The sequence below is a fragment of the Sphingomonas caeni genome (assembly GCF_026013415.1).
Lineage (GTDB): Bacteria > Pseudomonadota > Alphaproteobacteria > Sphingomonadales > Sphingomonadaceae > Sphingomonas > Sphingomonas caeni.
Genome location: NZ_JAPDOK010000001.1, coordinates 499,808 through 522,416, shown reverse-complemented (window position 1 = coordinate 522,416; position 22,609 = coordinate 499,808). Strand labels below are relative to the sequence as shown.

Genomic DNA, 22,609 nt, shown 5'->3' with positions numbered 1-22,609 from the left:
GCTTGCGCAAACTGCGCCCGCCAGTGCAAACCGTCAACGTTGACAGGACAGGCGCGGCACAGCGCCGGACAGGGGAGAGATTATGGGTCCGCGGATCTTGGCCGGCCTGGCGCTGGCGGGACTGGTTTGTGCGAGCGCCGCTCAGGCCGCGGGGCCCTTCACCCCTGCGCCGGCGGCGGTGCCGGCCAAGGGCGCGACGCTGCGGCTCGGGAAATGCGTCAACATCTCGAACATGCTCGAGGCGCCGCAGGAGGGCCAATGGGGCCGGGGCTTCCGCGATTCGGATATCGTCAATCTCAAGTCGAAGGGCTTCACCGGAATCCGGCTGCCCGCGCGCTTTTCGACCCATGCCCGGCTGACCGCGCCCTATGCGATCGATCCGGCCTTCATGAAGCGGGTGAGGCACATCACCGACCTGGCGACGGCGAATGGCATGTCGGTGATCGTCGACATGCATCATTATGAGGAGCTGTTCACCGATCCTGCCGGCCATACCGCGCGGCTGGCGGGCATGTGGCGGCAGATCGGCGTCGCGTTCAAGGATGCGCCCGCGACGGTCTATTTCGAGCTGATCAACGAGCCGCACGACAGGTTCGACGGATCGAATCTGTGGGCGGTGCAGGGGCCGGCGCTGGCGGCGGTGCGCGAGAGCAACCCGACCCGGCCGGTGGTGATCGACGGACCCGGCTGGGCCTCGCTCGACGGGATGATCACAACCAGTTTTCCCGACGACCCGTATATCGTGCCGACCTTCCACTGGTACGATCCCGCCAATTTCGGGTTCGACAAGGCGCCCTGGATGAACCCGCCGGTGCGCGAGACCTGGGGCAATGCCGCCGACATCGCCGAGCTGCGTGGCGTGCTGGGGAAGGTGCAGGCCTGGATGAAGCGCACCGGCCGGGTGCCGTTCGTCGGCGAGCTGGGCGCGAACGAGGCGCGTGCGGTGGCGCAACGCGCGAACTTCTACAGCGTTAACACCGCGGCCTTCGCCTCGATCGGCGTGCAGAGCTGCGCCTGGGGATACACCAATACCCACCAGCTCTACCGCGACGGCAGCGGCTGGGAGCCGGGCATCGCGGACGGGATGATGACCACCACAACCTTGCCGGAGTGATCGCTATGCGTGGCCTGGGGATATCGGTGAGTGTGGCGGCGCTGGCGCTGACCGGGTGCGGCGGCGGTGGGGGTGGCTATTCGGGTGGCGGCGGCGGCGGCGGGCCGGTGATCGTCACGCCGACGCCCACGCCGGTACCGACTCCAACGCCGACACCCACGCCGACCCCGAGCGCGACCTTCACCGCCGCCGCCGCGGCGACGCCGACCACCGGCGCGACGCTGCGGCTCGGCAAGTGCGTCAACATGTCCGACCAGCTCGAGGCGCCCAATGAGGGCGATTGGGGACGCGGCATCCAGGACGCGGACATCACGCGGATCAAGGACAAGGGCTTCACCGCGATCCGGCTGCCGGTGCGCTTCTCGGCGCACGCGCTGGCGAACGCGCCCTATACGATCGACGCGACCTTCATGGCGCGGGTGAAGCATGTCGTCGATCTGGCGGTGGCGAACAATCTCGCGGTGATCATCGACATGCACCATTATGAGGAGCTGTTCGCCGATCCTTCGGGCCACACCACGCGCTTCACCGAGCTGTGGCGGCAGATCGGAGTGGCGTTCCAGGGGCAGCCCGCGAGCGTCTATTTCGAGCTGATCAACGAGCCGCACGACAATTTCAGGGCGAGCAATTTGCTGACGGTGCAGAACCCGGCGCTGGCGGCGGTGCGGGCGAGCAATCCGACGCGCAAGGTGGTGATCGACGGCCCCGATTACGCGTCGCTCGATTCGATGCTGACCACCACCTATCCGTCCGACGCGAATGTGGTGCCGACCTTCCATTATTATGATCCGGCCAATTTCGGCTTCGACACCGCGCCGTGGATGACCCCGGCGACGCGCACCGATTTCGGGACGGCGCAGGACGTGACCGATCTGCGCGCGGTGCTGACCAAGCTGACCAACTATATGGCCGCCACCGGCCGCGTGCCCTTTGCGGGCGAGATCGGCGCGCATGAGAGCAAGCCCAATGCGGCGCGCGTCACCTATTACGGGATGGTGACCTCGGCCTTCGCGTCGATCGGGATCCAGGGGTGTGCCTGGGGCTATACCAACACCTTCCATCTCTGGCGCGACGCCACGGGTTGGGAGCCGGGGATCGCCGATGCGATCGTCACCACGACGACGCTGCCGCCGGGTTGAGAGGAGTGCGTATGATGAAGGCGATGCTGATCCCAAGCATGGCGGCGATGGCGCTGGCGGCGTGCAGCGGCGGGGCTGGCGGCTATTCGGGTGGGGGTGGCGGCGGTCCGGTGATCGTGACCCCGACTCCCACGCCGGTTCCGACGCCCACGCCGACACCCACACCCACGCCCACTCCGACGCCGACCTATACGCCCACCGCGGCGGCGGTGCCGACCACGGGGATCCACCTGCCCGTGGGCAAGTGCGTCAACATGGGCAATATGCTCGAGGCGCAGCCGAACGAGGGGAGCTGGGGCCGCGCGATCGTCGACGGCGATTTCACGATCATCAGGAATGCGGGCTTCGATACGATCCGCGTGCCGGTCTGGTTCTCGGGCCATGCGATGACGGGCGCGCCCTATACGATCGACGCGACCTTCATGGCGCGGGCGCGTCACGTCGCCGATGCGGCGAGCCTGGCGGGGCTCAACGTGATCGTCGACATGCACAATTTCGACGAGCTGTTTGCCGATCCGAGCGCAAATACGGTGCGGTTTACCGAGATGTGGCGGCAGATCGGGGTGGCGTTCGCATCGGCGCCGTCGACCGTGTGGTTCGAGCTGATCAACGAGCCGCATGGCAGCCTGACCAACGCGAACCTGGTCACGGTGACCACCCCGGCGATCGCGGCGATCCGCGCGACCAATCCGACGCGGCCGATCATCCAGGGCGGGCAGGACTGGAGCGGGGTCAATTCGCTCGCGACGCTCGCTCTCCCGGCGGATCCCTATATCGTGCCGACGATCCACACCTATGATCCGTTCAACTTCACCCATCAGGGCGCGACCTGGGTGACGCCCACGCCGCCGCTCGGGCGCGTGTTCGGCAGCGCCGCCGACTATAGCGAGCTCGACGCCAATCTGCAGAAGGTGCGCGACTATATCGCGCGCACCGGCCGGGTGCCCTTTGTCGGCGAATATGGCGCGATCGACGATACCGGCATCCCGCTTGCCCAGCGTATTCTCTACTATCGCCAGATCACGTCCGCCTATGCATCGATCGGGGTGCAGAGCTGCGCCTGGGGCTATACCAATACCTTTCGACTACGCGACCAGACCGGCGATTGGTTGCCGGGTATGGTTGACGCCATCAAGACCACGACGACACTTTAGAAACGCCGCAGACACCTTTCGGTTACTGCGCCTTTTCGGGGCATGATGAGGGAAATTACGGACCCGTAACTGGGGATATTACGGAATGGCCGGAACCATGGCTGCCGTGCATAGTTTGATCTAGATCAAGTATGCGTGGCGTAGGCAACGATGGCGACGATTCGCGAACTGTATGATGAGCATCGCAAGCTCGAGGCACTGGCCGGGCAGATGCTGGCGATCGTCGCCGGGCGGGTGGCCGACGCGGCCGCGATCGCGGGGATCCGCTGGCGGATGGCGCAGGCGTTGCTCGATCATTGCGCGGCCGAGGACCGCAGCGTCTATGACCGGCTGCTCGCCTCGGGCGACGCCGCCGCGACGGCGCTCGCCTGGCGCTACCGGCAGGAATTCGGCGCGCTGGGCGCGGCGTTCGCCCATTATATCTCGGACTGGCCCGTCGATCGCATCAACCGCAACTGGATCGGCTTTCGCGCCGATACCGAGACGATGATGGGCAGGATCCTCGCGCGGATCGAATGCGAGGAAAGCGAACTCTATGCCCATGCCGAGCGGATCGCCGCGCGGCGCCGCGCCGCCTGAATTCCACGCCCGAGCCGGATCGCGGTTGAGCCGGACCGCCGCATCCCGCATAACAGGGCGATGCGTAACCGGTCCCTGCTTGCCCTTTCCGCCCTGCTGACGATCGCCGCGTGCGCCGCGCCGCCTGCGCCCGAACCGGCGCGGCCGGTGCCGATCCCGACGCCGACGCCCGTCCCGCGGCCTGCCCCCGCGCCGACGCCGACTCCCACACCGGTGGCTGCCGATTGGCGCGACTGGCCCATGACGCCGGGAAGCTGGGTCTATCGCCAGGATGCACGCGGCAGCATCGCGCTGTTCGGGCCGCTGGGCGGGGAGGCCGATCTGACCCTGCGCTGCGACACGGCGCGTGGGCGCATCTACCTCTCGCGGCGCGGCGAGGGGAGCGGCGCGCTCACCATCCGGACGAGCAGCACGCTGCGCAGCATCGCCGCGCAGCCGACCGGGGGGACGCCGCCCTATCTCGCGATCGAATTCGCCCCGCGCGATCCGCTGCTCGACGCGATGGGGTTCAGCCGCGGGCGCTTTGTGATCGAGGGCGCGGGGCTGCCGCCTCTGGTGATCCCCGCCTGGGGCGAAATCCTGCGCGTCATCGAGGATTGCCGCTGATCGCTTGATCGTTACGGGGCAATGGCGCAGGATGCGCATATTGCTAATCGGAGGATTCGATGCGTCACTGGATCAAGGCCGCGCTGATCGGCGCGGCGATGTGCGTCACCACCACCCCTGCGCTCGCGCAGAAAGCCGCGGACTATGCCGCCGCCGTTTCGGCGCCGGGCCGGCCCGACGATCAGATCAAGCTCGACGCCGGCCGCAAGCCCGCCGCGGTGCTCCAGTTCCTGGGGCTCAGGAGGGGGATGACCGCCGCGGACGTGATGGCCGGGGCGGGCTATTACAGCGAGATCATGGCGCGGATCGTTGGCCCCAAGGGCAAGGTGATCGCGTTCGAGCCCAGCCAGTTCTACGAAAATGACAAGGCCAAGGCGTTGTGGGCGGCGCTGACCGGACGTGCGCCCAATGTCAGCCTGACGCCCTATCCGTGGGACCAGTTCGCGGCGGCGCCGAACAGCCTCGACTTCACCCTGCTCCACCTCGTCTATCACGATCTCTATTGGGAGAGCGCGCAGTACAAGGTGCCGCGGATGGATCCGTCGGGGTTCGTGCGGACCCTGTTCGCTGCGACCAAGCCGGGCGGGATCGTGGGCGTGATCGACCATGTCGCGCTGCCCGGGGACGCGCGCGCGACGGTCGAGAAATATCACCGGATCGATCCGGCGGTGGTGAAGGCCGATTTCACCGCGGCGGGCTTCGTGCTCGAGGCCGAAAGCCAGGTGCTGCGCATGGCCGATGACGATCATTCGAAGGGCGTGTTCGATCCGGCGATCCGGGGCCGGACCGACCGGTTCGTCTACCGCTTCCGCAAGCCCCGGCGCTGAGCATCCCGCCCATCTCCTCGCGCGTTATCGGCGCGAGGAGATGGGCCATGATCCGAAAGCTCAAATCGGGCGAATACCGCCTCTATTCGCGCAAACCCGATCCCAGGACCGGCAAGCGCCGCAATCTCGGCACGTTCGACACGCGCGCGGGCGCGGAAAAGCACGAGCGCGAGGTGCAATATTTCAAGCGGCACTGATGCTTCGGCAAGGTCGGCACCAGCCCGCTCCCCCACCCGGCCTCCCTTACTATAGGCTAGCCTATGGGAGGCCGGGTGGGGGAGCGGGCTGGTGCCGCAATCGGCGCAGCCAACCAAAATGCGCAGGGCGGCGAGAATCGTCCAAAATAAAAATCATTACAAGACTTGTTCTGCGACTCGCGGTGATTCAAACAGTTGATGTGCCCGGCGAGGGTACGCCGTTTTAACAAGCGAAAGGAGGTGATCCGATGTCTCATGGTTCAGCAATGGGGTCGGTTCAGTTCGTTCGGGAGACGCGCCGCTGAGCTGAAGGCAGTGGACGGAAGCCCTCCGTCCATAGGGTGCGCGGGAGGTATCCTCCTCCAATCAACGCCCACCGCCACAGTGAAGCGGCCCGACTGGTCTCCCGGGCTGGAGCACACCGGCCGCTGACCATGTCGGAGGTCGCCGGGTCCCTGAAGGGATCCGGCGGCCTCTTTCATTTGGGGCCCATGTGGATGAAGGTGCGGGCGCGGAGGATCGATGCTCGATTTCGAAACGGGATATGAGGGGAAGTTCGACTTTCCCGGCAATTGCGGCAGCCCCTCGACCTTCTATCTGTTCGCGACGGTGCCGCGCACGGGCAGCAGCTGGTTCAGCCATTTGCTGTGGGCGACCGGGTGCCTAGGCGCGCCGCTCGAATATCTGAACTTCGACGCGGCCGGCCCCTATGGCTTCGCGCATGGCGTGCCGGAATTGCAGGCGCAGACTTGGCGATCCGTGCTGCGCCGGCGGACCTCGCCCAATGGCGTGTTCGGCTTCAAGGCCTTCCCGCTCCAGCTCGAGGTGTTGCAGGCGGAAAATCCGGGGCTGATGCAGGCGGTGATGAGCGCGGTGATGGCGCGTCCGCGCATCGTCTATCTCGAACGGCGCGACCGGGTGGCGCACGCGATCTCGCTCGCGCGCGCGGCGATGTCCGGCGTGTGGCGGCAGGAGCAGGAGACGGGCGACAATATCCGCCCCGACTTTTCGCCCGAAATGCTCGCAGAGGCCGAGCGGCGGATCGACGCCGAACGGACGGCGTGGGAAGAGATGTTTCGCGACCTGAGGATCGAGCCGCTCAGGCTGTGGTACGAGGATATCGTGGCAAATCCTCCGGCTGCGATGACGCGGGTGGCGAGGTTCCTCGATGTGAAGATCGACCGCGCCGCCGCGATCGAAGTGCCGGCGGTGCGGAAGCAGTCCGAAGCGGGCGCGCTCGAATGGGCGAAGAAATATGCCGAGGTGAAGGGTGCGGGCTGACGTCCATGCCAACGCAACGATGGGGGACTTCGTAGTTTCCCCATCGGAACATTCCTTATCCCGATCGAGGACCTTTCAGCGCAGGGTGCGGCGCGAAGGGGTTCGACGATGCATGCCAGATCGATTGCCGCGCTGCTTGCGCTCTTGCTGATTCCCGCCGCGGCCGCCGCGCAGGAGGCGCCGATGGGACAGATGATCCTCGACAATGGGAGTTCGATGTCGGCTGATCTCTATGTCGATGGCGATTTTGCGTGCGCGGCGCCGGCGCATTCGAGCTGCACGGCCGACGTAACCGCCGGCTTCCACATCGCGTTCATCGTCTTCGCGGACGGCGACTATATCATCAGCGATACGATCGATGTGCCCGGCGAAATGTCGATAACGCTGCCGGTGCGCGACCTGATGTTCTGACGCTAGGCCTGGTTGGCGAGGGCCTTCAGCCGGTACAGCGACTCCAGCGCTTCGCGTGGCGTGAGCGCATCGACGTCCAGCGCCTCGAGTTCGGTGCGCAGCGGATCGGCGGCTGCTTCTTCGGCTTCCATCGTCGCAGCGAACAGGGGCAGGTCGTCGAGGCCCGCGGCAAGGCCACCGGTCTTGGCACGGCCGGCCTCCAGCTTGTCGAGCACGGCCTTGGCGCGCTTGATCGTGATGGGGGGCAGGCCGGCGAGGCGGGCGACCGCGATTCCGTAGCTGCGGTCAGCCGGGCCCTCGGCCACCTCGTGGAGCAGGACGAGATCGCCCTTCCATTCGCGTGCGCGGACATGGTGGAGGGTGAGCGCGTCGCAGCGCTCCGCCAGCCGGGTGAGCTCGTGATAATGCGTCGCGAACAGGCAGCGGCAGCGATTATCCTCATGGATCGCCTCGACCACTGCCCAGGCGATGGCGAGGCCGTCATAGGTGGAGGTGCCGCGCCCGACCTCGTCGAGGATGACGAAGCTGCGCGGGGTGGCCTGCGCCAGGATCGTGGCGGTTTCGACCATCTCGACCATGAAGGTCGAGCGGCCGCGCGCGAGATTGTCCGAGGCGCCGACGCGGGAGAAGAGGCGGTCGACCAGTCCGAGCGTGGCGCGCGCGGCGGGGACATAGCTGCCCGCCTGGGCGAGCACGGCGATCAGCGCGTTCTGGCGCAGGAAGGTCGATTTGCCGCCCATGTTCGGGCCGGTGACGAGCCAGAGGCGCGAGGCTTCGGAGAGGGTGCAGTCGTTGGCGACGAAGCGCGCGCCGGATCTGGCGACGGCGTCCTCGACGACCGGGTGGCGGCCGCCCTCGACTTCGAAACAGGCATGATCGACCAGCGAGGGGCGGGTCCAGCCGCCTTCGATGGCGCGTTCGGCGAGCGCGGCGGCGACGTCGATCCGGGCGAGCGCGTCGGCGGTGGCGGCGATGGGTTCGCGGCGGTCGAGCGCCTGCGTGGTCAGCTCTTCGAGATGCGCGGCCTCGGCGGCGAGGGCGTGGGCGCCGGCCTGGGTCACCTTGAGCGCCGCCTCGTGGAGATCCGGGGCGTTGAAGCGCACCACGCCCGCGAGCGTCTGGCGATGGGTGAAGCCACTGTCCTGCTTCATCAGCGGGTCGGCGTTCCGCGCGGGGACCTCGATATGATAGCCGAGCACGCCGTTATGGCGGATCTTGAGCGAGGCGATGCCGGTGCGCGCCCTGTAGTCGGCCTCGAGGCTGGCGATCACGCGGCGGCCGCCGGCGCCGGCATCGCGGAGATCGTCGAGCGCGGCGTCATAGCCTTCCGCGATATATCCGCCCTTGTCGGCGTCGATCGGGGGCTCGGGCACGAGCGCGCGGGAGAGCAGGTCGATAAGGGCGCCATGGCCCTGGAGTTGGGGGACGAGGCCGGCGAGCAGTGCCGGCTTATCAGCGAGGGTCGAGAGGCGTTCGGCGAGGCGCCACGCGCCGTCGAGCCCGTCGCGGAGCTGGCCGAGGTCGCGGGGAGAGCCGCGCCCGGCGGCGATGCGGCCGAGCGCGCGGCCGATATCGGGGAGCGCGCGAAGCTGGCCGCGGACCATGTCGCGCAGGCCCGAATCATCGGCGAAGCGGCGGACCAGATCGAGCCGCGCCTCGATGGCGGCCTTGTCCATCAATGGTGCTGCGATATCGCTGCCGAGCAGGCGCGCGCCGGCGCCGGTGACGGTGCGATCGACGCTGTCGAGCAGGCTGCCCTTGCGCGTCCCTGAGCTGCTGATGGTGAGTTCGAGGCTCTCGCGGGTGGCGGCGTCGATCGCCATGCAGGCGTCGGTGCGGGTGATGCGCGGAGGGCGGAGGAAGGGGAGCGAGCCCCTTGCATTATGTTCGAGATAGGCGGCGAGCCCGCCTGCTGCCGCGAGCGCCGCTCGGCTGAACTGGCCGAAACCGTCGAGCGTCGCCACGCCGAACAGCGATTTGAGCCGCGCCTCGCCCGCGCCGCTGTCGAAATCGATGCGGGGGCGCTGAAGGGTCGAAAGCTCGGCAAAGGAGGAGGCTTCGGAAACGATGGTCTCGGCCGGGTTGAGCCGGGCGACTTCGGCGCCGACCCGGTCGGCATCGCTTTCGACTACTTCGAAGCGGCCGGTCGAGACATCGGCGCAGGCGATCGCGACCTGGCCGCCCGCCTCGCCGATCGCCGCGCACCAATTCGCCGAGCGGCTGTCGAGCAGCGCCTCTTCGGTGAGGGTGCCGGCGGTCACCACGCGGATCACCGCGCGCGCGACCAGCGCCTTGGAGCCGCCGCGCTTCTTCGCCTGCTCGGGCGTTTCGACCTGATCGGCGATGGCGACGCGGTGGCCGGCCTTGATCAGCCGGGCGAGATAGCCCTCCATCGCATGCGCGGGGACGCCGCACATCGGGATGCGGTCGCCGTCATGCTCCCCCCTGGCGGTGAGGGCGATGTCGAGCACTGCGGACGCGACCTTGGCATCGTCGAAGAACAGCTCGAAAAAGTCGCCCATCCGGTAGAAGAGCAGGCAATCCTCGGCCTCCGCCTTGAGCGCCAGATATTGCTGCATCATCGGAGTGGCGGTGGAGGCGGACATTTGTTCCGGGTTAGCGCAACGGCTTTGCCGATCAACCGCCGGAGCGGGTTTTCTTGGGGACAAGTCCGCCCTAAGGGAGGGCCGATCCCCGGGAGAGCACAATGTCCGAAGACGCCAACGTCCAGTTCTCAGAGCGCGAGGCGCTACTGTACCATTCGGAAGGCCGCCCGGGCAAAATCGAGATCGTCGCGTCGAAGCCGATGGCGACCCAGCGCGACCTGGCGCTGGCCTATTCCCCCGGCGTCGCGGTGCCGGTGCGCGCGATCGCGGAGGATCCGGCGGCCGCGTACGACTATACCGCCAAGGGCAATCTGGTCGCGGTGATCTCGAACGGGACGGCGATCCTGGGCCTGGGCAATCTGGGCGCCTTGGCCTCCAAGCCGGTGATGGAGGGCAAGGCGGTGCTCTTCAAGCGCTTCGCCGATGTCGATTCGATCGATATCGAAGTGAATACCGAGCATGTCGAACGCTTCATCGATTGCGTGTCGCTGCTCGAGCCGAGCTTCGGGGGCATCAACCTCGAGGATATCAAGTCCCCCGAATGCTTCGTGATCGAGCAGACGCTTCGCGAGCGCATGAAGATCCCGGTCTTCCATGACGACCAGCACGGCACCGCGATCATCGCCGCGGCGGGAATGATCAACGCGCTCTATCTGACGGGCCGCGACATCTCGACCGCGAAAGTGGTGGTGCTGGGCGCCGGCGCGGCGGCGATCGCCTGCGCCGAGCTGATCAAGGCGATGGGACTGCCGCACGACAATCTGCTGATGCTCGATCAGAAGGGCGTGATCTATCAGGGCCGCACCGAGAGCATGAACCAGTGGAAATCGGCGCATGCGGTGAAGACCAATCGCCGCACGCTCGCCGATGCGCTCAAGGATGCCGACGTGTTCCTCGGCCTCGCCTCGGCCAATTCGCTGCCGGCGGAGCTGCTCAAGACGATGGCGCCCAAGCCGATCATCTTTGCCATGTCGAACCCCGATCCCGAGATCAGCCCGCCCGAGGCCAAGGCCGCACGGCCCGATGCGATCATCGCGACGGGGCGTTCGGACTATCCGAACCAGGTCAACAACGTCCTCGGCTTCCCCTTCATCTTCCGCGGCGCGCTCGACGTGCGCGCGACGACGATCAACGACGCGATGAAGATCGCCGCGGCCAAGGCACTCGCCGAGCTGGCGCGCCAGCAGGTGCCCGAGGAAGTCGCGGTCGCCTATGGCGTGCACCACAGCTTCGGGCCCGACTATATCATCCCGGCGCCGTTCGATCCGCGGCTGATGGAGATCGTGCCGGTCGCGGTCGCGCAGGCGGCGATGGATTCGGGGGTGGCCACCAAGCCGATCACCGACATGGCGGCGTATCGCCAAACGCTCAAGGCGCGGCTCAATCCGACCACGTCGGTGCTCAGCCTGGCCTATGAGGGCGCGCGCGCGAACCCGAAGCGCGTGATCTTCGCCGAGGCCGAGGAAGAGGTGGTGCTGCGTGCGGCGATCGCCTTCAAGGAGGGCGGTTACGGCACGCCGGTGCTGGTCGGGCGCGAATCGGTGCATGAGCGGCTGACTGGGCTCGGCGCCGATCCGGCGGAGTTCGAGCTGCACAACAGCGTCAATTCGCCGCTGGTGCCGAAGATGGTGGAGTTTCTCTACCAGCGGCTTCAGCGGCGCGGTTATCTGCGCCGCGACTGCGAGCGCATGGTCAATCGCGACCGCAACATCTTCGGCGCGCTGCTGCTCCAGCTGGGCGAGGCCGATGCGATGCTGACCGGCGTCACCCGTACCTATGCCGAATCGCTGCGCCAGGTGCGCCGCGTGATCGATCCCGCGCCGGGCCGGACGCCGTTCGGCGTGCATGTGATGGTCGGCCAGTCGCACACCGTGTTCATCGCGGACACGACGGTGAACGAGCGCCCGACCGCCGAGGAACTGGCGGATATCGCCGAGGGCGCGGCGCAGGTCGCGCGGCGGATGGGGCATGAGCCGCGCGTGGCGTTTCTCAGCTATTCGACCTTTGGCAATCCCGCGGGGCGCTGGCTCGAGAATCTGCGGGGCGCGGTGAAGGTGCTCGACGCGCGCGAGAATGTCGGGTTCGAATATGAGGGCGAGATGGCGCCCGACGTCGCGCTCAATCCCAAGCAGTTGGCGAAATATCCGTTCGCGCGGCTTTCGGGCCCGGCGAACGTGCTGATCATGCCGGGGCTCCAGTCGGCCAATATCTCGGCCAAGCTGCTGCGCGAGCTGGGCGGCGACGCGACGATCGGGCCGATGCTGCTGGGGATGGAGAAGCCGGTGCAGATCGCCCCGATGACCGCGACCGCTAGCGAGCTGGTGACGTTGGCGGTGCTGGCGGCGGGGGGGATTGCGCGCTGAGCGCCGCCGATCTCGTGTCGCAGGCGCGCGAGGCGCGCCGGGCAGGGGATGCGGCGGGCGCGTTGGCGTTCTACCGTGAGGCGGCCGGCCTGGCTGCCGAACCTGCCGAGCTGGCGCATTGCCTGCGCCATGTCGGCGACCTTGCCCGCGAGACCGGCGACGCCGAGACGGCCCGCGCCGCGCTCGACGAGGCGGAGCGGTTGTATCGCGGCGAGGTCGACGACCGGCTCGGGCTCGCCAATACCGTCCGGCTGCGCGCGTTGCTCGACGATGACAAGGCGCGGTGGCGCGATGCGCGTGCGCTTTACATGATCGCGGCCGGCGACGGATGGGACCTGGCGGACGCACTCGCCGAGTGCGACCGCCACCTCGGCTAGGCGTCGATGCTCCCCGCCAGGCTGGCGTTGACCAGCCCGCCGTCGACGGTGAGCGTTTCTCCGACCACATAGTCGCCCGCGCGGCTGGCGAGGTAGATCGCCGCCGCCGCCATGTCCTCGTCATAGCCGACGCGGCCCGCGGGGATGCGCTTGGCGACGCCGTCGCCATGGTCGCGCGCGGCGCGGTTCATGTCGCTGGGGAAGGCGCCGGGGGCGAGCGAGGTGACGACGATCTGGTCCTGGATCAGCCGCGCGGCCATGCGGCGGGTGAGGTGGATCAGCGCCGCCTTCGACGCCTGATAGCTGTAGGTTTCCCACGGATTGACGCGCTGGCCGTCGACCGAGGTGATGTTGATCACCTTGGCGGGCTGGCGCGCGCTCGCACCGGCCTTGAGCAGTTCGTGGAGCGCCTGGGTCAGGAAGAAGGGCGATTTGACGTTCAGGTCCATCACCTTGTCCCAGCCGCTTTCGGGGAATTGCCCGAAGGCGGCGCCCCAGGCGGCGCCGGCATTGTTGACGAGGATGTCGAGGCGCTTCTCGCGCCGGGCGAGCTCGGCGGCGAGCGCGTTGCAGCCTTCGACCGTCGAGATGTCCATCGGCAGCGCGATGCAATTGGCGCCGAGCTCGGCCGAGGTTTCCTCGCACGCCTCGGCCTTGCGCGACGAGACATAGACCTTGGCGCCCGACTCGATGAAGCCCTGGGCGATCATCCGCCCGATCCCGCGCGAGCCGCCGGTGACGAGCGCGATCCGGCCATCGAGGCGGAACAGGCTGCTGGTGTCCATCTTCTTCTCCCTCTCCCCATCGGGGAGAGGGCCGGGGAGAGGGGCAGTCTCCCTAATCCCGGCCCGTTGTTTGTGTGACGACTGCCCCTCTCCCAACCCTCTCCCCGGAGGGGAGAGGGCTTTGATTATCCTCCGCGCTTGATCGTTTCCCGCGCAATGATGAGCTGCTGGATCTGGCTGGTGCCCTCGTAGATCCGGAACAGCCGCACGTCGCGGTAGAGCCGTTCGATGCCGTAATCGGCGATATAGCCGGCACCGCCGAAGATCTGGACGGCGCGGTCGGCGACGCGGCCGACCATCTCGCTGGCGAAGTACTTCGCCGCGGCCGATTCCATCACGACATTCTCGCCGGCATCCTTGGCCGCCGCGGTCTGAAGCACGAGCGCCTTGGCGGCGAGCGCCTCGGTCTTGGAATCGGCGATCATCGCCTGGATCAGCTGGTGCTCGGCGATCGGCTTGCCGAACTGCTTGCGCTCGCTGGCATAGGCGACGCAATCGGCGATCAGCCGCTCGGCGACGCCGACGCAGACCGCCGAGATGTGGAGCCGGCCGCGATCGAGCACCTGCATCGCGATCTTGAAGCCCTCGCCCTCGCCGCCGAGGCGCAGGCTGGCGGGGACCGCGACATTGTCGAGGATCACGTCCGCGACCTTGGCGCCCTTCTGCCCCATCTTCTTCTCGGGCTCGCCGATGCTGAGCCCGGGCAGGTCGCGGGGGACGAGGAAGGCGGAGACGCCGCGCCCGCCGGGTTCGTCGCCGGTGCGCGCCATCAGCGTGAAGACATGTGCCTTGTCGGCATTGGTGATGAAGCGCTTGGTGCCGGTGATGCGATAGATATCGCCGTCCCGGACCGCGCGGGTTTTCACCGCACCCGAGTCCGATCCGACATCGGGCTCGGTCAGCGCGAAGCTCGAGATGACCTCGCCGCTGGCGATCTTCGGGAGCCATTCGGCCTTCTGCTCGGGCGTGCCCGCGAGGACGATGCCCTGCGATCCGATCCCGACATTGGTGCCGAAGGTCGAGCGGAAGGCGGGGGTGGTGCGGCCGAGCTCGATCGCGACGCGGCATTCCTCGCTCATGGTGAGGCCGAGCCCGCCATAATCCTCGGCGATCGACAGGCCGAACAGACCGAGCGCCTTCATCTCCTCGACCAGGTCTTCGGGGATCGCGTCGGCCTCTTCCACCGCGGCCTCGAGGGGGCGGAGCCGCTCCGCGACGAAGCGGCGGATCGTCTCGATCAACGTGTCGAAGATTTCGGGATCGAGCGCCATCCTCACCGTTCTTTCCGTTCGAAGCGGTGACGCTATACCGCCGCACGCGCGCCGGGCAAGACCATACCCGATCTTCCAACCGCTTTCGATTGACGCGACGCCGGGCCCCTCCCATGCTGCGCCCAGAATAGTAGGAGAGTGGAATGTCCGAGGCGCATGAGGCCGGGAATCTGCCGCCGGTCCGCAGGCTCGGGCAACCGACGATGCTGGCCTATGGCTTCGGCGCGGTGGCGTATGGGGTCAAGGATTTCGGCTTTTCGACCTTCCTCCTCTTCTTCTTCAACCAGGTGATAGGGCTGCCCGCGTCGGACGTGGGGCTGGCGATCCTGTGCGCGCTGCTGCTCGACGCGCTGATCGATCCGCTGATCGGCACGCTGTCGGACCGGACGCGGAGCAAATGGGGGCGGCGGCATCCCTGGATGTACGCCTCGGCGATACCGATCGCGATCGGATGGCTGCTGCTGTGGAACCCGCCCGCGCTGGCGAACGGGCCGATGCTGATCTGGGTGTTCGCCTTCTCGGTGCTCGTGCGCAGCGCCGTCTCGGCCTATGAAGTGCCCTCGCAGGCGCTCAGCCCAGAGCTTTCCGCGGATTATGACGAGCGGACGCGGATCATGGCGTACCGCTATCTGTTCGGCTGGGCGGGCGGCATGGCGATGCTGGTCGCCTCCTATGGCTATTTCCTTGCTCCCCATCCCGGGCAGGAGACGGGGCTGCTCAACCGGGAGAGCTATATCGGCTTTTCGATCTGCGGGGCGGTGGCGATGATGATCGCGATCCTCGTCTCGGCGCTGGGCACGCACCATGAGATCAAGCATCTGCCCAGACCCGAGATCGCGCCCCAGAGCGTGGGCGGGCATTTTCGCGAACTGGGCGAGACGGTGCGCAACCGCGCCTTCCTGATCCTGATGGGGGCGGGAATCTGCTTCTATTCGGCGCAGGGGATCAGTTTCTCGCTGTCCAACTATCTCTACACCTATGTGTGGGGGATGCGGGGGGCGGACTTCATGTACCTGGCGGGGGCGCTGTTCGTGGGCGTGATCGGTGCGTTCGTGCTGGCACCGCGCTTCGCCAAGCGCGTGGGCAAGCCGGTGGCGGCGATGACGACGATGACGGGCGCGGCGATCCTGATCGCGGCGCCCTATCTGCTGCGGCTGGCGGGGCTCTTCCCCGATCCGGGCAGCGGTGTGATGCTGCCGTTGCTGTTCGCGATCTTCACGCTCAACGCCACCTGCAGCGTTTCCTCGACGATCCTCGGCGCATCGATGATGGCGGATGTCGTCGAGCATTCGGAGATGCATACCGGGCGGCGGTCCGAGGGCGTGTTCTTCGCGGGCGCCTTCTTCGTCCAGAAATGCACCACCGGCATCGGCATCTTCGCCTCGGGCTGGATTCTGTCCGCGGTGGGCTTTCCCGAGGGCGCGAAGCCCGGCCAGGTGCCCGGCGCAACGATCGACGATCTGACGATCATTTTCGCGTTGCTCTACCTCGCGCTGGGGGCGGGGGCGGCATTGCTCTACCGCTTCTTCCCGTTCGGCAAGGCCGAGCATGAAGCGCGGATCGAGGCGCTTTCCGCCTGAACCGGGAAGCGCCCGCCGGAGCGTGAACTCCGGCGGGCGCCCTTTCCTCCCCAGGAAAGGCGTGAGCATTGCGCGAAAAGTGGGAACCGGTTTTCGCTTTCCGCAATGCGATCCACAAAGATCCCCTCAGGCGACGCGGCCGAGGCGGTGATAGAGGTTCGAATATTTCACCGATTCGGGCGAATCCTTGACCTTCTGGAGGTGCGCGCCGACGGCTTCGCGGATCAGGCGGAAATCCTCGGTCGAGAAGACGGCGCGGCTGCGCTGCGGTTCGTTGGTCATGGCCTTACTCCTTTACGCGGCTTGCTTGCTGAACTGGTCGGCTTCGGTGCTCTCGGCGAGCGCGGTGGTCGAGCTGGTTCCGCCCGCCGCGATGGTCGCGATCAGGTCGAAATAGCCGGTGCCCACCTCGCGCTGGTGGCGGGTCGCGGTGTAGCCATTGGCTTCGGCGGCGAACTCGGCCTGCTGGAGTTCCGAATAGGCCGCCATGCCCCGATCCCGGTAGCCGCGCGCCAGCTCGAACATGCCGTAATTGAGCTGGTGGAAGCCCGCGAGCGTGACGAACTGGAACTTGTAGCCCATCGCCCCGATCTCGCGCTGGAAGCGGGCGATATCGTCCTTGTCGAGATTCTTCTCCCAGTTGAACGAGGGTGAGCAATTATAGGCCAGCATCTTGTTCGGATGCTCGCGCTTGATCGCCTCGGCGAAGCGGCGGGCGTCGTCGAGATTGGGCTTCGACGTCTCCCACCACAGCAGGTCGGCATGGCTCGCAAAGGCGAGGCCGCGCTTGATGCAGTGATCGACGCCGGTGCCGTCCTCGAGGCGGTAGAAGCCCTCGGCGGTGCGCTCGCCGGTGAGGAACTCGTGATCGCGCTCGTCGATGTCCGAGGTGATCAGCCTGGCCGACTCCGCATCGGTGCGGGCGCAGATGATCGTCGGGACGCCGCAGACGTCCGCGGCGAGCCGGGCGCTGTCGAGGTTGCGGATATGCGCCTGGGTCGGGATCAGCACCTTGCCGCCGAGGTGCCCGCATTTCTTTTCCGATGCGAGCTGGTCTTCATAATGCACCCCGGCGGCGCCTGCGGCGATATAGGCCTTCATGATCTCGAAGCAGTTGAGCGGCCCGCCGAAGCCGGCCTCGGCATCGGCGACGATCGGGGCGAACCAGTCGCGGGTAGCGCCACCCTCCGAATGCTCGATCTGGTCGGCGCGCTGCAGGGCGTTGTTGATCCGCTTGCACAGCTCAGGACCTGCGTTCGCAGGATACAGCGACTGGTCGGGATACATCGAGCTCGCGGTGTTGGCGTCGGCCGCGACCTGCCAGCCCGAGAGGTAGATCGCCTGGAGGCCGGCGCGGACCTGCTGCATCGCCTGGTTGCCAGACATGGCGCCGAGCGAATTGATATAGGGCTCGGTCCGGAGCAGCTCCCACAGCTTGAGCGCGCCCTTGCGGGCCAGCGTGTGCTCGATCGGGAAGGAGCCGCGGAGCTTGGCCACGTCCTCCGCGGTGTAGGGACGGACGATACCCTCGAAGCGGCCCTTGGGGGCGGGGATCAGGTCTTCGAAGGCGGTGGTCATGTGTCGGCTCCTTTACAGATGTGAGCCGGATACGCGCCGAAAGTTAGGAAAGTTAGGGGGTATGGGGTGTTTAGGGGGTCTGGCTGTCACCTCTGGCGGCCGCTTTTCTGTCGTGATGTAATTTTCTTTACATGAGTAATCGGCGCTGCCATGAAGGCGTCAGCGAAGGCCTCCCCCTGCCTCCCGCGTCCCCCGGCGCGAGTCCCAAGGTGTGGTGCGAGGTCTTCGCGCCCGCGTACCCACTGGCCGAGGGTTGATGGCCGATCAGAAGCTCTTCGCCGGACATGCCGTTCGCCGCCTCCGGCGCGGGGCGGCGCTCACCCAGGCGGCGATGGCCGAGATGCTGGGGATCTCGCCCTCCTATCTGAACCTGGTCGAGAAGAACCAGCGGCCGATCACCGCGGTGCTGATGCTGCGGCTGGCCGAGACGTTCGACTTCGATCCGCGCGCGCTTGCCGCGAGCGAGCCCGGCGGCGGCGCCGAGGCGATCCGGCGGCGGCTGGCCGATCCGATGTTCGCCGATCTCGAGGTCGACCGGGCGCAGGTCGAGGAATGGCTGGCCGGGGCGCCGGGCGGGGCAGAGGCGTTCGCACGCGCCTATGACCGGATGGGCGGCGGTCCGGCCGCGGCGGAGACGCCCGATCCCTCCGGTTCGGTGCGGCGCGAGATCGAGCGGTGGCGCAATCATTTCGCCGACCTCGACGCCGCGGCCGAAGCGCTGGCGGACGAATTGCGGCTGGGATCGGGCGATCTCTACAGTGCGATGGCGGAGCGGCTGCGGGTCAAACACCAGCTCTCGGTGCGGATCCTGCCGGTCGAGGTGATGCCCGACCGGCTCAAGCGGCTCGATCTCCATGCGCGGCAGTTGCAGCTCTCCGAACTGCTCGACGCCTCGTCGCGCAGCTTCGCACTGGCGCAGCAGCTGGCCGAGGAGGCGCGCGGCGAGATCGATGGCCTGGTGCGCGGCGCCGAGCTGGACCGGGTGGGGGAGCGCCTCTACCGGCGGCATCTGACCGGCTATTTCGCGGCGGCGCTGGTGATGCCCTATGCGCGCTTCCTGCGGGCGTGCGAGGCGACGGGGTATGACATCGAGCTGCTGATGCGGCGCTTCGGCGCGGGCTACGAGCAGGTGGCGCACCGGCTGACGACCCTGCAGCGCGTGGGCGCGCGCGGGCTGCCCTTCTTCATGCTGCGGCTCGACCGCGCCGGGCAGGTCTCGAAGCGCTATTCGGGGGCGAGCGGATCGGCGCTGGCGGAAGCGCCGGGGGTATGCCCGCTCTGGGGCGTGTTCGATGCGTTCGAGCGAGCGGGGGAATTGGGGAGCCAGCTGGCCGATCTGGAGGATGGAACGCGCTGGCTGACCCTGTCGCGCACCGTCCAGCCGCAGGGTTCGCGCGCCGGGGGCGTGCGGGCGCGGTTCGCGATTGCGCTGGGGGTGGCGGCGAAGGATGCCGGCACGCTGGCGGCGGCGCGCGGGATGGACCTGGGCGGCGGCGCGGTGCCGATCGGGCTCGGGTGCCGCGCGTGCACCCGGCCCGATTGCCCGCAGCGATCGGCGGCGCCCGCGGGCCGCGCGATGGTGGTGAGCGAGCGCGAGACCGGGCTGACGCCGTTCGGGTTCGCGGGGGATTGAGAGGCGGGGGCGGGGTTGTATCGACATTCGGGATTCCCCTCCCTGCAAGGGAGGGGTTAGGGATGGGTTAGAAAAGGCCGGGTTCGATGCCCGGCCTTTTCTTTTTCCGCGACGTTTCGAAGCGCTCGCTGCGCTCGCCACCCACCCCCTGCCCCTCCCTTGCAGGGAGGGGAGTCACGAGTGCTGAATGTCGATCCGTCCTAGGCCGGGTGCCCGGTCATCGCCTTCATCGCGGCCAGCCAGAAGGGCTGATGGAACAGCCAGTCCGCGAGCGCCTCGTTCGCGAAGATCCACAGCGCGGCGGCGATATAGGCGGGGTGGAGCCGCCGCCGCGTCGCGAGATCATAGGCCCCGACCGCGATCACCAGCACGAGGGTGCCGATATAGGTGGCGAAATAGAAGGGCACATAGCCCTGCCCGAGGCTGGCCTCGAGAGATGCCAGCCAGATCCGGCTGAAGCCCGGCTCGGTCAAGGCGATCGTGCCCATCACCATCAGCCTTTTGTGCGCGGCGGGATCGCGGCGCATCAGCAAGCCCGCAGCGAGCAGCACGATCGCCCCCAGCGCGTTGGTGAAATTGACGCTCAGCCAGGCGATCCACTTGTCCGGCATGTAGGGATTGTTGGCGACCCCGAAATAGGCGGTGGCCGGGCCGAGCAGGAGCATCGCCGGCAGCAGGATCAGTGCGGCGAGCCCCAGCCGCCGGTGCAAGGCGACGCGGCCGGTGCGCACCAGCCATGCCTGTGCCGCGAACAGCACCAGCCAGCCGGTATAGGCGATGACGTGCAGGTGGACGACCAGCGCGAAGTCCAGCGCGTGGTTGCGGGCGCGCTCGACGAGATCGAGTCCGAAGCCGAGCACGATCGCCAGCCAGATCGCCAGGACGACCGCCGCGATCATGGTCCGATCGTGCCGATGATGCGGCGCGAAAACCCGCGGCGCCGTGTCCGTGCCCGACATGCCCCATCCCCCCTCTTCCCGGAACCGAGATGGAGAGAGGGAAGGCAGGATTGTCAAGGCATGGCGCCTGCGCGCGGGCGACGCGGGTGAGCGAATGCGAGGCCGGGCAGGCGCCATTCGGATTCGCGGGCGATCGAGTATGGTGTGGGCGTCACCGCGCCCGGCGCGGTGACGGCGGGAAAAGGGGACTCCAGCATGGACGTAGCGGAGCAGATCGAGGGCTGTATTGCCGGCCAGGCCGAGCCGAAACGCGATGAAATGCGCGCACTGCACCGTCTCATCCTCGGCATCGCACCGGCATCCAGGCTCTGGTACCTCGATGGCAGGGACGAAAGCGGGAAGGTCGTTTCCAATCCGAACATCGGCTATGGATCGCAGCTGATCCACTATGCCGGCGGGAAGACCAGGGAGTTTTACCGGATCGGCCTGAGCGGCAATACGACCGGAATCTCGATCTACGTCATGGGCATCGAGGACAAGAAATACCTGGCTGAAACCTATGGCGAGCGGCTGGGGAAGGCGAGCGTGACCGGCTATTGCATCAAGTTCAGGGCCCTGGGCGATATCGATATCGACGTGCTCGAAGAGATTATCCGGTTCGGATTGCTGAAATGAGCGCGAATCCCCCCAGCGCCACCGGGGTGCGCGCCTTTGTGAGCCTTGGCCGGCAGCGCGACTGGATCGAGGGGAGGGCGGACTTGCGCGATGCCGACGAGCGATCGGAGTCGCTCGAACTGCGGTTCAAATATGCCGCGCGCTTCCAGAAATTTCTTCGTCGTCCGCAGGCGCAGGACGTTCTGGAGATTCTCGCCCGTTACGGCCAAAGCTGCATCCCCATGCCGCGCAGGACCGAGCGCTATTATTGGTCGGTCTCGTGCCTGCCCTCGACCTCCGACAAGCCCCTTGTCCGCGTCAGCGCGAGCTGGATGGAGCTTTTTACGCTCTATGCCGATGGCGAGGACATAAGCGCGAGATTCATCCTCCATCTTTCCGATTTCACCGCCGACGGCACCCCCATCCCGGGCCATCTGGATGAGGGTTTTCCCGAGCAGTGCGTCACGACTCCGGAAGATGTCGGTCATTTCTTCCCGCGCGGCGCGGACATGTTCGGCATCAATGTGCGGGGCGCCGCGTCGATCCGCGAGTTCCTCGCGGCCCCGCGCGCGCTGCGCGCCATTCGGACCTTCAATCTGACGCATATGAACCGGGGGCGTAACGCCTATCAGGCGAGTCATTGCTACAGCGTCGCGGACTATCTGGTGGGAGATTGAAGTTCCGGGGCGGGGTTTTCGAGCATCGCGATGATTTGAGCTTCGAGCGTTTCGGGGGAGTCGTCCGTGCTCCAGATCGCGCCCGTCGCCACGCCCTCCCCGCGTTCGAGCACGAAGACAGCGACATTGCTGCCGGGGCCGCTGCCGCCATGGCCCGCGATGCGCGCGCCCGCCGCGGTCCGGTTGGTCATCAGGCCGAGTCCATAGCCGGGATCGGTCAGCGCGGCGCTGCGATGCTCGGGCAGCGGGTGCGCGGTGCGCATCGCCTCCAGCATCGCGGGGGACAGCAATGCGCCGGACAGGAGACGGTGGAGGACCAGGGTCGCGTCGTCGAGCGGACCCACGATCAGGCCGTGATAGACCCAGCCGGGGTCATAGATTTGTCCACCCATTTCGACGTCGTGGAGATCGTCGGGAGCGTTGGCGATCCGGGCGCGCTGGGCGCCGGCGGGGGCGAGGACGAGATCGTGGAGCGCCGCGCCCAACGCCAGGCCGCTTGCCTGCTCGATGAGGCGGCGGATCTCGAGATAGCCGAGGTTCGAATAGAGCCAGCCGGTGCCGGGCGCGTAGCGCAATCGATCGCCCGCGGTGCGGCGGAGCAGCTCGGCGACCGGCCAGTGCGGCTCGCCGGCGGCGACGGCGCGGTGATAGTCGGCGAGCCTGCCATAATTGCCGAGCCCGGAGCGGTGCTGAAGCAATTGCCGCAGCGTATAGGGCTTGTCCGCGATGGGGGTGTCGAGCTGGAGTTGGCCCATCTCGACGAGCCGCAGCGCCGCGATCGCGAGAATGGTCTTGCCGAAGCTCCACCAGGGCAGATCGGCGCTGCCATCGCTGCCCGTGGCGGGACCGGATGCCGGACGGATCGATACGACGCGCAT

22 protein-coding genes are annotated in these 22,609 nt (G+C 67.3%); 15 read left to right on the top strand and 7 right to left on the bottom strand.

The genetic code is table 11. The features are described 5' to 3' along the window. Positions 1 to 82: 82 nt before the first annotated feature. The 9 genes from OF829_RS02840 (at position 83) to OF829_RS02800 (ending at position 7,308) form a co-directional block, all read left to right on the top strand. Positions 83 to 1,114: a glycoside hydrolase family 5 protein gene (locus OF829_RS02840; RefSeq protein ID WP_264938430.1), complete on the top strand. Its 1,032-nt coding sequence runs from the start codon at positions 83 to 85 to the stop codon at positions 1,112 to 1,114. A gap of 26 nt (positions 1,115 to 1,140) precedes the next feature. Beyond that, a complete protein-coding gene (locus OF829_RS02835) occupies positions 1,141 to 2,253 on the top strand; it encodes a glycoside hydrolase family 5 protein (RefSeq protein ID WP_264938429.1) in 1,113 nt (370 codons plus the stop codon). Between the two features lie 11 nt (positions 2,254 to 2,264). Continuing rightward, positions 2,265 to 3,407: a glycoside hydrolase family 5 protein gene (locus OF829_RS02830; RefSeq protein ID WP_264938428.1), complete on the top strand. Its 1,143-nt coding sequence runs from the start codon at positions 2,265 to 2,267 to the stop codon at positions 3,405 to 3,407. Between the two features lie 150 nt (positions 3,408 to 3,557). Continuing rightward, positions 3,558 to 3,986: a hemerythrin domain-containing protein gene (locus tag OF829_RS02825; RefSeq protein ID WP_264938427.1), complete on the top strand. Its 429-nt coding sequence runs from the start codon at positions 3,558 to 3,560 to the stop codon at positions 3,984 to 3,986. A gap of 60 nt (positions 3,987 to 4,046) precedes the next feature. Beyond that, entirely contained in the window at positions 4,047 to 4,592 is a 546-nt protein-coding gene (locus tag OF829_RS02820; protein WP_264938426.1) for a hypothetical protein, read from the top strand. A 59-nt stretch (positions 4,593 to 4,651) separates the two neighbouring features. After that, positions 4,652 to 5,419: a class I SAM-dependent methyltransferase gene (locus tag OF829_RS02815; protein ID WP_264938425.1), complete on the top strand. Its 768-nt coding sequence runs from the start codon at positions 4,652 to 4,654 to the stop codon at positions 5,417 to 5,419. Positions 5,420 to 5,466: 47 nt separating this feature from the next. Then, positions 5,467 to 5,616, top strand: coding sequence for a hypothetical protein (locus OF829_RS02810; RefSeq protein WP_264938424.1), 150 nt, complete (start codon positions 5,467 to 5,469; stop codon positions 5,614 to 5,616). 522 nt (positions 5,617 to 6,138) lie between these two features. Then, positions 6,139 to 6,897: a Stf0 family sulfotransferase gene (locus OF829_RS02805; protein ID WP_264938423.1), complete on the top strand. Its 759-nt coding sequence runs from the start codon at positions 6,139 to 6,141 to the stop codon at positions 6,895 to 6,897. Between the two features lie 108 nt (positions 6,898 to 7,005). Further along, a complete protein-coding gene (locus OF829_RS02800; RefSeq protein WP_264938422.1) occupies positions 7,006 to 7,308 on the top strand; it encodes a hypothetical protein in 303 nt (100 codons plus the stop codon). Between the two features lie 2 nt (positions 7,309 to 7,310). On the opposite strand, the gene mutS is transcribed toward OF829_RS02800, so the two are convergent. Next, positions 7,311 to 9,890, bottom strand: a complete 2,580-nt coding sequence (mutS, locus tag OF829_RS02795; protein ID WP_264938795.1) for a DNA mismatch repair protein MutS — start codon at positions 9,888 to 9,890, stop codon at positions 7,311 to 7,313. 125 nt (positions 9,891 to 10,015) lie between these two features. Between mutS and OF829_RS02790 the strand changes: the two genes are divergently transcribed. Both OF829_RS02790 and OF829_RS02785 read left to right on the top strand, forming a co-directional pair. Next, the gene (locus OF829_RS02790; protein ID WP_264938421.1) at positions 10,016 to 12,277 is read left to right on the top strand and encodes an NADP-dependent malic enzyme; all 2,262 of its coding nucleotides are present in this window, start codon (positions 10,016 to 10,018) and stop codon (positions 12,275 to 12,277) included. A 62-nt stretch (positions 12,278 to 12,339) separates the two neighbouring features. After that, entirely contained in the window at positions 12,340 to 12,654 is a 315-nt protein-coding gene (locus OF829_RS02785) for a hypothetical protein (protein WP_264938420.1), read from the top strand. Here the strand turns inward: OF829_RS02785 and OF829_RS02780 are convergent. After that, positions 12,651 to 13,439 carry an SDR family oxidoreductase gene (locus tag OF829_RS02780; protein ID WP_264938419.1) on the bottom strand — a complete coding sequence of 263 codons (789 nt, stop codon included), beginning with the start codon at positions 13,437 to 13,439 and terminating at the stop codon, positions 12,651 to 12,653. The two genes, OF829_RS02785 and OF829_RS02780, sit on opposite strands and share 4 nt — an antisense overlap. A gap of 125 nt (positions 13,440 to 13,564) precedes the next feature. Further along, the gene (locus OF829_RS02775) at positions 13,565 to 14,710 is read right to left on the bottom strand and encodes an acyl-CoA dehydrogenase family protein (protein ID WP_264938418.1); all 1,146 of its coding nucleotides are present in this window, start codon (positions 14,708 to 14,710) and stop codon (positions 13,565 to 13,567) included. Between the two features lie 143 nt (positions 14,711 to 14,853). On the opposite strand from OF829_RS02775, the gene OF829_RS02770 reads away from it, so the two are divergent. Continuing rightward, positions 14,854 to 16,290: an MFS transporter gene (locus OF829_RS02770; protein WP_264938417.1), complete on the top strand. Its 1,437-nt coding sequence runs from the start codon at positions 14,854 to 14,856 to the stop codon at positions 16,288 to 16,290. Between the two features lie 126 nt (positions 16,291 to 16,416). Here the strand turns inward: OF829_RS02770 and OF829_RS02765 are convergent, their stop codons facing one another. After that, positions 16,417 to 16,572: a hypothetical protein gene (locus OF829_RS02765; RefSeq protein WP_264938416.1), complete on the bottom strand. Its 156-nt coding sequence runs from the start codon at positions 16,570 to 16,572 to the stop codon at positions 16,417 to 16,419. Positions 16,573 to 16,584: 12 nt separating this feature from the next. Next, the gene (aceA, locus tag OF829_RS02760) at positions 16,585 to 17,868 is read right to left on the bottom strand and encodes an isocitrate lyase (RefSeq protein WP_264938415.1); all 1,284 of its coding nucleotides are present in this window, start codon (positions 17,866 to 17,868) and stop codon (positions 16,585 to 16,587) included. Positions 17,869 to 18,124: 256 nt separating this feature from the next. On the opposite strand from aceA, the gene OF829_RS02755 reads away from it, so the two are divergent. Continuing rightward, positions 18,125 to 19,501, top strand: coding sequence for a helix-turn-helix domain-containing protein (locus tag OF829_RS02755; protein ID WP_264938414.1), 1,377 nt, complete (start codon positions 18,125 to 18,127; stop codon positions 19,499 to 19,501). 200 nt (positions 19,502 to 19,701) lie between these two features. On the opposite strand, the gene OF829_RS02750 is transcribed toward OF829_RS02755, so the two are convergent. Continuing rightward, the gene (locus OF829_RS02750) at positions 19,702 to 20,460 is read right to left on the bottom strand and encodes a hypothetical protein (RefSeq protein ID WP_264938413.1); all 759 of its coding nucleotides are present in this window, start codon (positions 20,458 to 20,460) and stop codon (positions 19,702 to 19,704) included. 144 nt (positions 20,461 to 20,604) lie between these two features. On the opposite strand from OF829_RS02750, the gene OF829_RS02745 reads away from it, so the two are divergent. Both OF829_RS02745 and OF829_RS02740 read left to right on the top strand, forming a co-directional pair. Beyond that, positions 20,605 to 21,075: a DUF1801 domain-containing protein gene (locus OF829_RS02745; protein WP_264938412.1), complete on the top strand. Its 471-nt coding sequence runs from the start codon at positions 20,605 to 20,607 to the stop codon at positions 21,073 to 21,075. After that, positions 21,072 to 21,731, top strand: a complete 660-nt coding sequence (locus tag OF829_RS02740) for a hypothetical protein (RefSeq protein ID WP_264938411.1) — start codon at positions 21,072 to 21,074, stop codon at positions 21,729 to 21,731. Before OF829_RS02745 ends, OF829_RS02740 begins: the two co-directional genes overlap by 4 nt. Here the strand turns inward: OF829_RS02740 and OF829_RS02735 are convergent. After that, complete coding sequence (locus OF829_RS02735; RefSeq protein WP_264938410.1) at positions 21,713 to 22,609, bottom strand: serine hydrolase domain-containing protein; 897 nt, start codon at positions 22,607 to 22,609, stop codon at positions 21,713 to 21,715. The genes OF829_RS02740 and OF829_RS02735 overlap by 19 nt on opposite strands.